This is a genomic window from Methylobacter sp. (assembly GCF_004322395.1).
In the GTDB taxonomy this organism is placed as follows: domain Bacteria; phylum Pseudomonadota; class Gammaproteobacteria; order Methylococcales; family Methylomonadaceae; genus Methylobacter_A.
The window spans coordinates 116,405-129,332 of the sequence record NZ_SCTW01000060.1; the positions used below are offsets into that span (position 1 = coordinate 116,405).

Annotated in this window: 14 protein-coding genes; 12 read left to right on the forward strand and 2 right to left on the reverse strand. The window is 47.3% G+C overall.

What is annotated here, in order from left to right:
* The first annotated feature begins 48 nt into the window (after nucleotides 1–48).
* Entirely contained in the window at nucleotides 49–291 is a 243-nt protein-coding gene (locus tag EPO18_RS09110; protein WP_292433048.1) for a helix-turn-helix domain-containing protein, read from the forward strand.
* Nucleotides 292–326: 35 nt separating this feature from the next.
* On the opposite strand, the gene EPO18_RS09115 is transcribed toward EPO18_RS09110, so the two are convergent.
* Nucleotides 327–1,679, reverse strand: a complete 1,353-nt coding sequence (locus tag EPO18_RS09115; RefSeq protein ID WP_292433049.1) for a cytochrome P450 — start codon at nucleotides 1,677–1,679, stop codon at nucleotides 327–329.
* Between the two features lie 181 nt (nucleotides 1,680–1,860).
* Between EPO18_RS09115 and EPO18_RS09120 the strand changes: the two genes are divergently transcribed.
* The gene (locus tag EPO18_RS09120; protein WP_292433050.1) at nucleotides 1,861–2,076 is read left to right on the forward strand and encodes an addiction module protein; all 216 of its coding nucleotides are present in this window, start codon (nucleotides 1,861–1,863) and stop codon (nucleotides 2,074–2,076) included.
* A gap of 486 nt (nucleotides 2,077–2,562) precedes the next feature.
* Nucleotides 2,563–3,345 carry a TSUP family transporter gene (locus EPO18_RS09125; protein WP_292433051.1) on the forward strand — a complete coding sequence of 261 codons (783 nt, stop codon included), beginning with the start codon at nucleotides 2,563–2,565 and terminating at the stop codon, nucleotides 3,343–3,345.
* 112 nt (nucleotides 3,346–3,457) lie between these two features.
* Here the strand turns inward: EPO18_RS09125 and EPO18_RS09130 are convergent, their stop codons facing one another.
* The gene (locus tag EPO18_RS09130; RefSeq protein ID WP_292433052.1) at nucleotides 3,458–5,422 is read right to left on the reverse strand and encodes an NACHT domain-containing protein; all 1,965 of its coding nucleotides are present in this window, start codon (nucleotides 5,420–5,422) and stop codon (nucleotides 3,458–3,460) included.
* A 643-nt stretch (nucleotides 5,423–6,065) separates the two neighbouring features.
* On the opposite strand from EPO18_RS09130, the gene EPO18_RS09135 reads away from it, so the two are divergent.
* The 9 genes from EPO18_RS09135 (at nucleotide 6,066) to EPO18_RS09175 (ending at nucleotide 12,839) form a co-directional block, all read left to right on the forward strand.
* Nucleotides 6,066–6,620 (forward strand): flavodoxin, encoded by a 555-nt coding sequence (locus EPO18_RS09135; RefSeq protein ID WP_292433053.1) that lies wholly within the window; start codon nucleotides 6,066–6,068, stop codon nucleotides 6,618–6,620.
* A gap of 252 nt (nucleotides 6,621–6,872) precedes the next feature.
* Entirely contained in the window at nucleotides 6,873–7,151 is a 279-nt protein-coding gene (locus EPO18_RS09140; RefSeq protein ID WP_292433054.1) for an Lpp/OprI family alanine-zipper lipoprotein, read from the forward strand.
* A 327-nt stretch (nucleotides 7,152–7,478) separates the two neighbouring features.
* Complete coding sequence (locus tag EPO18_RS09145; RefSeq protein WP_292433055.1) at nucleotides 7,479–7,730, forward strand: addiction module protein; 252 nt, start codon at nucleotides 7,479–7,481, stop codon at nucleotides 7,728–7,730.
* A gap of 198 nt (nucleotides 7,731–7,928) precedes the next feature.
* The gene (locus EPO18_RS09150) at nucleotides 7,929–8,138 is read left to right on the forward strand and encodes an AbrB/MazE/SpoVT family DNA-binding domain-containing protein (RefSeq protein WP_292433056.1); all 210 of its coding nucleotides are present in this window, start codon (nucleotides 7,929–7,931) and stop codon (nucleotides 8,136–8,138) included.
* The gene (locus EPO18_RS09155) at nucleotides 8,138–8,527 is read left to right on the forward strand and encodes a type II toxin-antitoxin system VapC family toxin (protein ID WP_292433057.1); all 390 of its coding nucleotides are present in this window, start codon (nucleotides 8,138–8,140) and stop codon (nucleotides 8,525–8,527) included. Before EPO18_RS09150 ends, EPO18_RS09155 begins: the two co-directional genes overlap by 1 nt.
* Before the next feature lie 37 nt (nucleotides 8,528–8,564).
* Complete coding sequence (locus EPO18_RS09160) at nucleotides 8,565–10,634, forward strand: carbon starvation CstA family protein (protein WP_292433058.1); 2,070 nt, start codon at nucleotides 8,565–8,567, stop codon at nucleotides 10,632–10,634.
* Nucleotides 10,634–10,813, forward strand: coding sequence for a YbdD/YjiX family protein (locus tag EPO18_RS09165; protein ID WP_292433059.1), 180 nt, complete (start codon nucleotides 10,634–10,636; stop codon nucleotides 10,811–10,813). Before EPO18_RS09160 ends, EPO18_RS09165 begins: the two co-directional genes overlap by 1 nt.
* 111 nt (nucleotides 10,814–10,924) lie before the next feature.
* Nucleotides 10,925–11,584: a hypothetical protein gene (locus tag EPO18_RS09170; RefSeq protein WP_292433060.1), complete on the forward strand. Its 660-nt coding sequence runs from the start codon at nucleotides 10,925–10,927 to the stop codon at nucleotides 11,582–11,584.
* Between the two features lie 13 nt (nucleotides 11,585–11,597).
* On the forward strand, nucleotides 11,598–12,839 hold the full coding sequence (locus EPO18_RS09175) for a dicarboxylate/amino acid:cation symporter (protein ID WP_292433061.1): 1,242 nt from the start codon (nucleotides 11,598–11,600) through the stop codon (nucleotides 12,837–12,839).
* Nucleotides 12,840–12,928 lie beyond the last annotated feature (89 nt).

The window sequence follows — 12,928 nt, forward strand, 5'->3', positions numbered from 1 at the left end:
TCCTTTTTGTTTATCTACGTATTAAAGCTCTTCGGCAAGAACACTACTATGACAATACAAATTGAATTTACTTCGGAAACATTAGGAATTTTAAAAAAGGAAAGACATACTCACCCGGTCCCCTTGGTTCGGCGGCGTCTGCAAGCGCTGTGGCTAAAAAGCCGTGGCCTGCCTAATCATAAGATTGCGTTATTGGTTGGTGTTTATGAACGTACTTTGCGCGATTACTTTCAGTTGTATAACCAAAGCGGCGTGGAAGGATTGAAAAGCCTACACTTCTGTTTCGGTTAAAAAATAAATCGATGCTTGCCTGAATGATTCACCATTCAGCATCTGCTTCGAATTGCTAATTTTGCCGGAACCCCGCCTTTCGGTTTCAGCGTTACCGCCATTTCAATTTCGGCTTCATCCGTATTGAGCAGCTGCAAATCAAAATGCTGAATAATCATGCTCAACAAAAGCTGGCTTTCCAGTAACGCAAAATGATTGCCGATACAGATGCGCTCGCCGGTTCCAAACGGCATGAATGAAAAACGGCGATTCTCATCGCTTAAAAAGCGTTCGGGATCGAACTGTTCAGGCTGTTGCCAGAAATCCGGGTGATGGTGAATATTGTAAATACTGAAAATCGCCAGCCTGCCTTGTTTCAATGAATAGCCATCAAGCTCGGTATTTTTGTTGATCCGGCGCATCATAATGCCGACAGGCGGGCGAATGCGCATCGATTCATTCAGTACGGCTCTGGTATAGACAAGCTGCTGCAAGTCTTCCGCTGTTGGGACTTTACCTTGCACTAAGGTATCGAGTTCTTGACGCAATTTAGCCAATACATCCGGATGGCGGGCCAGTAAATACAGCGTCCAGGTTAACAAGTTGGCGGTGGTTTCATGGCCTGCGGTAAAAATGGTAATGACTTCATCACGAACCTGTTTGTCGGACATAAGTTCGCCATTGTCATCGCTTGCGTTCAGCAACATATCCAATAAATCATTGTGTTCTGCTGGTTGGGCACGGCGCTGCTCGATGATCCCGTAAATGACATCATCTACTACCGCGCTTGCCGCATTAAATTCCCGATTGGCCTGAGTGGGTATAAATAACGGCATGCGTAAAGGATTCATGACCGATTTGGCCGCATACCGGAGCAGCGTGTCTAAAGCAGGCGCAATGTGTTCGATTTTATCGAGAACGCTGGTGCTGAACATGGTTTGAGTGATCACTTCAAGCGTCACCTGCATCATTTCATCGGCGAGATTAACCTGCGCCCCGTCGCCCAATAGCTGCCACCTGGTTAATAAGTTATTTCCGGCAGTGACGATTTGCGGGAGTAAGGATGCCAAATTACTCCTCTGGAAAACCGGCTGCATTAAGCGCCGCTGTCTTTGCCATAAATCGCCCTGACTGGTTACTAATCCTTGCCCTAACACCAACGCCAGACCGGTGGGTTTTTTAGGATCATACATTTTGACAAAGACATCGCTTTGTTTGATTAAAGCCTGTTCGATCAGCTTTGGGTGACTGATTAAATAAAAATAGCGAATCGCCAATCTAAAACTGACTAAATCGCCATAATCACGCTTCCAGTCGCAAAGCGCTTGGAACGGATTAGCTTTCATTTGGCGTAAATTGCCTAGTAAAAATTCGCCTTTGATTTTTGGGATTGGTTGGTTTTGTGGCATGGTCAATACGGTTAGAGGTTTTAGTTTCGGTAGAGCTAAGCCCAATAAAGTAACAAGCTGGTCTTTTCATCGCCGCATTGTCGCCGAATCGACGGAAGGTGTGATTGCAAGACCAGTGCTTTTCCTTTAAGGTTAAGCTGTTCATGGTAAAGACGCAATATCAATCACAGGTACTTCCTATATGAGCATCGAAGAACTTCACAAGTTATCCGCCGCAGAAAAGCTAAAGATTATCGAGGCGCTTTGGGGCGATTTGGTCGGTGACGAAGATAATCTCTCCAGCCCGTCTTGGCATGAAACCGAACTCATAAAGACTGAAAAAAAATTTCTCTCCGGCGACATTGAAGTACTGGATTGGCAACAAGCAAAGAAAGAATTACGTTCTCGATTTGAATGAAAGTTCAGGTTCTGGTCAGCTATAGAAGACCTTGCCGCAGGCCGAAAGTTTTATGATCGTCAAGAAGCAGGCGTAGGCGACTATTTTTTCGACAGCCTTTTTGCCGAAATCGATTCACTGGCACTTTACGGCGGGATTCATTCGATTCATTTCGGATTTCATCGGCTGCTGGCAAAGCATTTTCCTTACGCAATTTATTACAAAATAATTGATAACAAAGCTACCGTCTTTCGTGTTCTTGATTGTAGGCATAACCCAAATAGACTTCGTAAAGTTTTTGAAGAAATGAGTTAGCGCAAAATGTGGGGCAACGGAAAAGTTGTTACTCGACCTGTTTGGATTCTATCTAATTGATTGATTAAGGAAACTTATTTTTAGTAGTGGCTATGGAGAACAAAGGTTACTGAAATTGGTAAAATTTGCACTGCCGGCTTACCAGCCTAATAAACAGACAAAGCGACTCAAAATAAGGCAGATTATTCTTCAATGACGTTACTCGATTTTTCACTTTACCAAATACTAGCTATTGCTCTTGTGTTCGCCTGGACCGGCTTTGTTCGGACCGGGCTGGGTTTCGGCGGTGCCGCGTTAGGATTACCGCTGATGTTATTTATCCATAACAATCCACTGTTATGGTTGCCTATCATCGGCGTGCATTTATTGTTTTTCTCCGGCTTAACATTGTTTAACAGCTTGCATAATGTCGATTGGCAGTATTTGCGCTATTCTGCGATTTACATTATTCCCGCCGCCCTCATAGGTGTTTTTGGACTGCTGAATCTACCGGTCTTATGGCTGAATGGCTTTATTTATTCGGTTACCCTGTTTTATGGTTTTACCTGGTTACTTAACCGGGGCATTAATAGTCAACATGTTTGGGCGGATAGAGGGCTGTTAATTTTAGGCGGATACATTGCCGGAATTTCCTTGACCGGCGCGCCGTTGATGGTCGCAGTCTATATGCGCAACGTCAGCAAATACAAGTTGCGAGACACCTTGTTTATCTTATGGTTCATCTTGGTCAGCCTCAAAATGACGGCGTTTATCGCCCTATCCGTTGATTTGCACCTTCTAACGGCCCTGACGCTTTTACCTATTGCCACGATAGGACATATACTGGGCTTGAAAGCGCATAACGCTATTATGCGCAACGATTTGATATTTAAACGCTGGATCGGCGGCGGCTTGGTTACAGTGAGTTTACTTGGGTTATGGCAGTTGTATAGCCAATTTGTTTGGGATGTTATGAAAAGCAATGGCTTGATTTGATAGTTCCGTAGGTCGGACATGCTGTTTATGCCCGACAATCAGATATGCTAATAGTGTCGGGCAACGAAAAAGCTGTTGCCCTATCTACAAGGTTGCATAGGGCAAAACAAAATCACAAGTCCCTGGCAACACGAAAAAAAGGCCCATTTTCATGTAAGAGCTTCTCAGCATTTAGTCTGTCTAGAGAAGAAAGTTCTTTCAAAAGAGCCATATTAAGTCTTTTCGATTTAATTCGAAGATTGGCCGCCATATTATCGGTTCCATGTCTAATTTTTAATTTCGATTCGGGGTCAGAAAGAATCAGCATATTTTCGAGAATCCAGTTCGCTTCGTCTTCATTCGAGTAGTCGTCTATGAAGCCAATAAGGGAGGCATACTCTAATTCCGCATCGTCAGCTAAACGATAATCTATTTCCGTTGAGATCGACAACTGGTTGACACAGTATCTTGCTAAGATATATGGAGAATTTAAAAACTCCTGGTGCTTAGAATTTTCTGAAGTAAGAGCCTTTTTAAATTGTAACAAACTGGATATTTCTACAATTTTGTCATAAGTAAGCTTATTTTTACTCAGGGCAAAAGGTTTACTAAATTGCTCCTTCTGTTTCAAACTTAATTGGGTGAACCGCCTATCTTCATCCTCCAGAAGATCCATCTGCAAATAATCCGACTGAGAATCTATCGGCGGAATAATCATCATGTCAGGACCTAAGTTGCCGTTCGCCAATTTATCTTGAAAAATGAATTGATCAAGTTTCAACCCTTGCCAGTTAAAACTAAAAAAGACCCTCGGAATTAGTGAGCTATCGAAGCAACGTATGAAACTGATAATTTGGGCTGTAAGTTTAGGTAATGGAAATGGCGATGAATCCAATGGACAAAGTTGCCAATCAGGTATTAAAGTCTCCATGCAAGCGGCATTAGCCACAAAAAACTCCTGAATACTGTAATGGGCAAAACGATAATCCTTGCTGGAGGTTCGGTTCAGCAGAGAACGGCCACCAAAATCTAGGTGTTTCAGGTGAGAGACGGCAGGTAATTTAGCGATTAATTGCGCTAATTCGCTTTCCGGCAAGGCTCGCTTTCCTAAAGACTGTAAATATACTGCGACTAGGCGGCAGGCCGCCCAGAGATCACGTTCATTCGGAACCGATTTAATATCCTGATTCTCCATTTTGCGTATCTCCCGTCGCAACCAGACTTTCACAAGAGCCTCGTAGATCGTATAGCTGTTCCAGTGGGTTTGCTCTGACTCTAGCAAATCCTCTACATGGGCCAGCAATAAAGGTCGAAATTGCAATGACTGCATAGAGTGCAACAATTTTTCAGCTTGTTCCCGACGAGGATCGGCCTGTTTAAACACAAGGAATCCAGTATCTGGGAAACGTTTTATGAGATAGGAATGGACTTGACTATCGTCAAATAGCGACAGGAAGATCATTGGACAGGTGTAGGCACCAACTACGACTCGTCCGGGGCGACCAAAAGAGTCTAGGCCGGTATCGGGAAAGAACTGGGTACGGCAGGATATAAGTACATGGCGAAAATTCGTGCTGGCCTCCAATATTTCCTGTAACCGATCAGCTATGCGGCCACGGGCCAACGGGTCTTCGTCAAGGGCATCCAGTAACAGTACTGTTTTGGCTTTATTTGGTTGTGTACTTATTCGTTCCAAGGTGTTTTCGCTAAGTTTGAGTAGCAAACAATCGTAATCTTTCGGCCAAAACGAGAGCATTTGGCTTAATTTAAGCATCAAAAAGAGAGAGGTTTTGCCCATACCTGCATCTGCTAATACGAACATCTGGTTGCGACCGTCACGTTCGACTGTATCACGTTCTAAAAAATAGTTGATTGTTTTGAATATCCCTGACCTTACGAAGGAGCAGATACTATCTTCGTCATAATCCGTAGGGTTGTGTTGCTGGCAGTCAGGTTGAATGTAGTATTGAGCGAGCGTGCGCGGATCACCAAATATGTCGGATATCACGTCGAATTCCTTATCCCGTGTTTCCCATATTTGGGTCAACTTCTTGTAAAGTGGTTTAATCAGTTTGGCAGATATGAATGGTTCGGACATGATTTTACCGTTACATTGTTTTTGGCATTTGAAAAAATAAAAAATTGTAGCGCTTAGGATGATTCGCCGTTAGGCAACCGCTCGTCTACGACAGGTTGTCATTTGCGTTATGCGATGATTAACGAATTGTAACGCTGAAAGGCGGATTCGCGCCAGCAATCCTCCATAATCGGGATGATCTAGCCTGTTCCTTGCTCAGATTTGTGCAAGCGGTATTTTATAGCCAATTATTTTTTAAATATTTTGCATCTACGTTTGCTACCCAACATAACTTAAGACTAGCGCTACATCCTGTGCTTCGCCCTTTGCAGTACAGGACGCGTTGCGTCCCGTATACGCCAGACGCTGATCGCGATTCGAGGCGCAGCGCGCCTTGACTGCATTCCCACGGAGCCCGTGGGAACGAGGAAAACGAGAAAAAACTGAATTCAACATCTAAACAATGAAGAGCCGCCCGCGGCTATGTCGCAAACTCCCCAGCCTATGCCGCGATTGTCGGAATGATTACCCCAATCCGGATCTGCTTTCAGGTTCAGCCAAGCTATCTATCTAATATTCAACTAAAAATATCCCACCTATAGCTGGAGCGAAATTTGCTTATGTTGCAGTAACAGCATCCCGCAATCTCAAGCACAGGTGATTTATGAGCAAAATAGGCATTTTTTTCGGAACCGATACCGGCAGCACTCGGTTGGTGGCTAAAAAGATTTACAGTTTATTGGGCGAAGAACTGGCCGACAAACCCAAAAACATCAACCGCACCAGTGTGGCTGAATTGTTGCAGTACGATGCGTTGATACTCGGTACGCCGAGTTACGGCGTCGGCGATTTGCCGGGACTGGCGGTCGGTTGCATGGAAAGCAATTGGCAAGAGTTCGTGCCTCATCTCGACGGTGTTGACTTGAGCGGTAAACGGGTGGCTTTGTTCGGATTGGGTAATCAGGAGCGTTACGCCTCGCGCTTCGCCAGTTCATTGATTCAGCTTTACCGGGTGTTTTACGGTTACGGCGCCGACATTATCGGCCCTTGGAGCACCGAGGGTTATCAGTTTGAACATTCCGATGCGATCATCGATAACCGGTTTGTCGGCTTGGTGCTGGATCAACGTACGCAGCCATTCTTAACCGAAGAGCGGCTTAAAACCTGGTTGGCGCAAATCACTCCGCAGTTGTTGCCTGCTTTGTCGGAGGCGGCTTAAGAATGCAGCAAGCCGGGATCGAAAACGATCTGGCTGTAGCTTCTGTAATTATCGAGATACGCTACTGGCGGCAGGCAGTTGCAAACCCGGTATTGCTATCTTCATTTAATCTTAATTAAACCTACAGGTTTCCTTTCATGTTGTTTATGTAACCTTGACTCAGTCGTTGCGATTTGTGCGTAACGCCGGTTTCGAAAAATTAGGGAATGAATGTTCTTTGATGGTAATAATCTTGAGTAAGGAAAAAATAACATGAGAAAAATAATAAAGTTAACCATGATTGCCCTGGCTTTCAGTCTGGTTACGGCCTGCGCGAGTACTTCGGATATTGAAAATTTACAGTCACAAGTTAACGGCCTGGATACTTCTGTGAAAAAAGCATCGGCCGATGCTGCCGACGCGCAAGCTACAGCTGCCGACGCGGCTGCAAAATCAGCCGCTGCGGAAGCGGCCGCTAATCAAGCATCCCAGTTATCTCAAGATGCCAATAGAAAATTGGATGGAAGATTCAGAAGATCAATGATGAAATAAGTCATTGCCGCTTTAGAGCAGCCGGGTAGGGTGGGCACATGCTTTTCGTGCCCACGCTGAACAAATCCGGCGACTTACACGGTGGGCAAAACCGCCTGCCCACCCTACACTTGTTAAGCAGTCCCGTAGTGTGTGCACCACTTACGGATTTTAGAACTTCAACGATATTGGAAACACGCGTGATGCACTGCCTATGCAGTTTGTCTCGTATGAAAAAGGCAGCATATGCTATGGCTTAAGCGGATTTTTCTTTAAATATAATCGCTTTCGTTAAATTTTAGCCTTGATAATACTTCCATGAATTCTTCTACCGTCACCACTAAATAAATGAAGCTATCTGTTTCCGAACGCATCCAGCTCGTTGAGGACATATGGGACAGTATTGCCGCGGAGACACCTGATGATGCCCTTGGTTTGTCTCAAGCTCAAAAGGCTGAGTTGCATCGTCGTGTTGCCGGGCACCAAGCCGATCCTTCCTCGGCAGTTGCCTGGGGACGGGTTCGAGCTAAGTTTGCCTCGTTCCCACGGGCTGCGCCGCAAGTCTCTGTAAACGCCGAAATACAGAGAATCTCAACGTAGGACGCAGCGCGTCCCATATCGCATTCCCACGCAGCGCGTGGGAACGAGGCAGTGAACGAGGTCGGAAAAAAGCTTTCTCCGTCCATCTACGACACCCAAGCAAATCCGCCTTAACAATCAAACCAATACTTGCTTCAATCCTAAGTAGCCTCTATGATTTTACTTTCACTCGATCGATAGTATGACCACAAGGTAAGTATGATTTCAGCTAAATTATCCAGCAAATTCCAATTGGCAATACCCAAGGCTATCCGTGATCAACTTGATCTGAAAGCGGGGCAACAGTTTACGCTGATCGCTAAAGGCAATATTATTGAGCTGGTGCCGGTTCGCTCTTTAACAGCGGCCAGGGGCAGTTTTAAAGGCAGCAACCCAAATAATTACAGGGATCATCAGGACAGAATCTAATGGCTGGTCTGGTTGATACCTGCGGCTGGATAGAATGGTTAACCGACGGTCAGTTAGCGGATGCTTTTGCGCCCTACCTGGCCGATCCGGCTGAATTGATCATCCCCACTACGCTGCAATTTGAACTGTATAAATGGGCAAAGCGGGAAAAAAGCGAAGTTGAAGCCTTGGAAGTTATTGCTCTAACCGAACAAGGGCAGGTCTTGCCGTTGACTACCCGGCTGTCTCTTTATGCGGCAGACTTGGCTTTGCAACATCGATTATCGTTTGCCGACGCGATTATTTATGCTTCGGCAAGGCTGGTTGATGTGCCGCTGATAACGGCGGATGATCATTTTAAGGACTTACCGGAAGTCATTTATTTCTCAAAAAAGCGGCCAACCGGTTAACGCCGATACAACATCAATAATAACAAGAAGACGCCTAATGAATAATCTACTAAAAAACTCGATCTGGGTACTGATCGCCGCGCTCGGTGCGGCAGCCGTCGGCGGTATCGCTTTAAACCGCGGCGAGAACATCAATACGCTGTGGTTTATAACTGCCGCTTTGTGCGTCTACGCGATTGCCTACCGCTTTTATGCAGCATGGATTGCCGCGACGGTGCTGGTGATTGACGAAACGCGGGCGACACCGGCCGAGCGTTTGGATAACGGCCGCGATTTTGTGCCGACCAATAAATGGATCGTATTCGGCCATCATTTTGCGGCGATTGCCGGGCCGGGGCCGCTGGTCGGGCCGACGCTGGCCGCGCAGTTCGGCTATTTGCCGGGGACGCTGTGGATTTTGTTCGGCGCGGTGCTGGGCGGTTGCGTACAGGATATGGTGACGCTGTTTTTGTCGACCCGGCGCGATGCGAAAAGTTTGGGGCAGATGGCGCGCGACGAGCTGGGCGCATTGGGCGGCACGGCCGCGCTGATCGGCACGTTTGCGATCATGATTATCCTGATTGCGGTGCTGGGGCTGGTGGTGGTCAACGCGATGAAGCATAGCCCGTGGGCGACGGCTACGGTGTCGGCGACGATTCCGATTGCGATGATCGTCGGTCTGTACATGCGCAGTTTCCGCCCCGGCCAAGTGCTGGAAGCTTCGGCTTTAGGCGTGGCTTTGTTATTGCTGTCTGTGGTTGGTGGCGGCTGGATCGATCACAATCCTACCTTGCGTGTTTGGTTCGATCACGAAGGCCTGATGCTGGCTTGGTGCGTGATGGCATACGGTTTTGCGGCTGCGATTTTGCCGGTTTGGTTGTTGCTTGCGCCGCGCGATTATCTGTCGACTTACGTGAAGCTGGGCACCATCACCTTGCTGGCGGTGGCGATTATCATGCTGCAACCGACCGTGAAAATGCCCGCCTTGACCCAGTTCATAGACGGCACCGGGCCTATTTTCGGCGGCAAGCTGTTCCCGTTTGTGTTTATTACCATCGCTTGCGGAGCGATTTCCGGTTTTCATTCGCTGATCGCGTCAGGCACCACGCCGAAATTGCTCAGCAATGAGCGCGATATTCGTATGATCGGCTATGGCGGCATGTTGCTGGAATCTTTTGTTGCGATCATGGCGATGATGGCGGCGACCGTGCTTGATCCGGGCGTATTTTTTGCGATCAACAGCCCGGCGGGCGTGGTCGGCAAGGAAGCTATCGATGCGGTTGCCAAAATCTCCTCGTGGGGCTTTCCGGTTACGGTCGATCAAATGCAGCTTTTGGCCAGTCAAATGGGCGAGGCGACGCTGTTTGCCAGAACCGGCGGCGCGCCGTCTTTGGCGGTCGGCATGGCGAGCATTTTCGGCAGCGCGTTCGGCGAAAGCATGTTGGCCTTGTGGTACCACTTTGCGATTATGTTCGAGGCTATCTTTATCTTGACCACGCTGGATGCAGGAACCCGCGTTGGCCGCTTCATGTTGCAGGATATGCTCGGCAATATCTGGCCGAAACTGGGCGAAACCTCATGGACGCCGTCGGTGGTTTTGACCAGCGCGCTGGTCGTGGCGGGTTGGGGCTATTTTCTGTATATCGGAGTGATCGACCCGAACGGTGGGGTTAATATTTTGTGGCCGTTGTTCGGTATCGCCAATCAAATGTTGGCCGCGATTGCACTGTGCGTCGCGACCGGTATTTTGGTCAAATCCGGCAAGCTCAAATATGCCTGGGTGACAGGTGTGCCGCTGGCGTGGCTGGTGACGATTACCAGCACTGCGGCATGGGAAAAAATAACCAGCGACAATATTCGTATCGGTTTCTTTTCGGCAGCTAACGATCTGGCCGACAAGCTGGCGGCTGGTACGTTGCCGCCGGAGAAAGCGGCTGTTGCACCGCAGTTGATCTTTAACCAGCATCTGGACGGCTGGCTGACTTTGTTTTTTGTGGCCTTGTTGTGGCTGATCGTGTTCGATATGCTGCGGGTTTGCAGCCGTTATTTGGCAGGTAAGCCGGTACTGCCGCTTGCAGAAGCGCCGCATAGTCCAAGCTGTTTGGTTGAAGATTGGGTGAGGGATTGATGTTAAGTAAATTAAAATCGTTTTGGCGGATATTGCGCCGCCTTTCCGGGGATGACGCTTACGAGCGTTATTTACGGCACCATGCCGAGCATCATCAAGGCGCTATGCTGTTAAGCAAAGAAGCGTTTTTCAAGCAGTGGCAGGATGAAAAGTGGAATGGGATTAAACGGTGTTGTTAGCCTGAGCAGACCTTCCAGGTTTTTAAAACCTGGAAGGTATAAATATCTGGGCCATTAACCAAACCTTCCAGGTCTTCAAGACCTGGAAGGTTTAATTCTCAAGGTTGAAATATGTCAAAAGAAACGCCCTTAATCAACGGCCACTACTACCATATCTACAATCGCGGCAATAACGGCGAAGACTTATTTCCTGAAGAACGAAATTATCACCATTTCCTCAAACTTTACATCCGCTATATTTATCCGATTGCCGATACTTATGCGTATTGCTTGATGAAAAACCACTTTCATTTGTTGGTCAGGATTAACCCGAAGCCAGACCTCCCAGGTTTTAAAAACCTGGGAGGTCTGAATTTGAGCCGAGAACCAAACCTTCCAGGTCTTCAAGACCTGGAAGGTTTAACATCGCGCAACTATTCGCAGTCTTTTTCAAATTTATTTAATGCTTACACCAAAGCAATTAACAAGGCTTACGACCGTTCAGGCAGTTTATTCGAGAAAAACTTCAACCGTATCCTGATTGACTCAGACCGCTATTTCATTCACCTAATCAGCTATATCCATCGTAATCCGCAAAAACACGGGTTTACTGACAACTTCCGCACTTACCCTTATTCTTCCTATCAAACGATTCGAGCGCAGAAACAAAGCCGCATTGAACATCAACAAGTTTTACAATGGTTCGGTAGTATGCGGTCTTTTGAAAATTATCATCGGCAATTTGATAACGGACAAATTCAGCATTTGATTGGCGACGATAATTTTAATTAGGCCTTTTTAAGTTATGACAACCCACACCCCACAACCCAACCGCCAGACGCTTTATGTCGCTGTAGCTTTGGTGCTCGGCATTATCGTTGGTGAACTGCTTAACATGACGCTGGCCGGAACTGAGGCTGTGAAGCAGGTCATCGTTATTTTCTCCGCGCTGACCGATATTTTCCTGCGACTGGTCAAGATGATTATCGCACCGCTGGTTTTTTCGACGTTGGTAGTAGGCATGGCCAAAATGGGCGATATTCATACTGTCGGGCGGGTCGGCCTCAAGGCGATGCTGTGGTTTTTTTCGGCTTCAATTTTTAGCCTGCTATTAGGAATGCTGCTGGTAAATGGCTTTGAACCAGGCAGTTCTTTGCATATGGCGTTGCCTGAGGTTGGGGCAAATACTGGGTTGCCGCAAGCTGCACCGACACTCAGCAATTTTATTGCGCATATGTTTCCGAAAAGCATCATCGAAGCCATGGCGGCCAACGAAATTTTGCAGATTGTGGTGTTCGCGATGTTTTTCGGCGTGGCCTGCGCCTCGCTGGACGAACTTGCTCACCCGACCGTCAAGTTGCTCGATTCACTGACGCATATCATGCTGAAAGTTACCAGCTATGTGATGCATACAGCTCCGGTTGCGGTGTTTTCGGCCGTGGCCTCTGTTATCGCGCAAAACGGCATCGGGGTGTTAGCTTCGTACGGCCGGTTTATCGGTGAATTTTATTTAGGATTGTTGCTGCTTTGCGTTTCGTTGGGCTGTGCCGGCTTTTTGATTTTAGGGCATAAAATCCTATCCCTGATTCGCCATATCCGCGAACCGATGCTATTGGCTTTCGGCACGGCCAGCAGCGAGAGCGCTTATCCGAAACTGTTGCAGCAGCTGGAACGCTTCGGCTGCGATGAAAAAATCTGCGGGCTGGTGCTGCCGTTGGGGTATTCGTTCAATCTGGATGGCAGTATGATGTATATGACTTTTGCGGTACTGTTTATCGCCCAAGCCTACGGCATCGACATGGCGCTGGGCGACCAGCTGATTATGCTGCTGGTGCTGCTGTTCACCAGCAAGGGCGTGGCCGGTGTGCCTAGAGCTTCGCTGATTGTCATTGCGGCCACATTGTCGATGTTTCATATTCCTGAGGCCGGTTTACTGTTGCTGCTGGCCGTCGATCAGGTTCTGGACATGGGGCGTAGCGCAACTAATGTTTTCGGTAACAGCATTGCCGCTGCACTCGTAAGCCGCTGGGAAAAAGCTCTTCGATAAAGTTTTCTAAGGCAGGAGAACAGGCAAAAGAATATTTTTGGTTAAATAGCAAAAAATAGTTAACATCAACTCAACATCAACTTTGTACT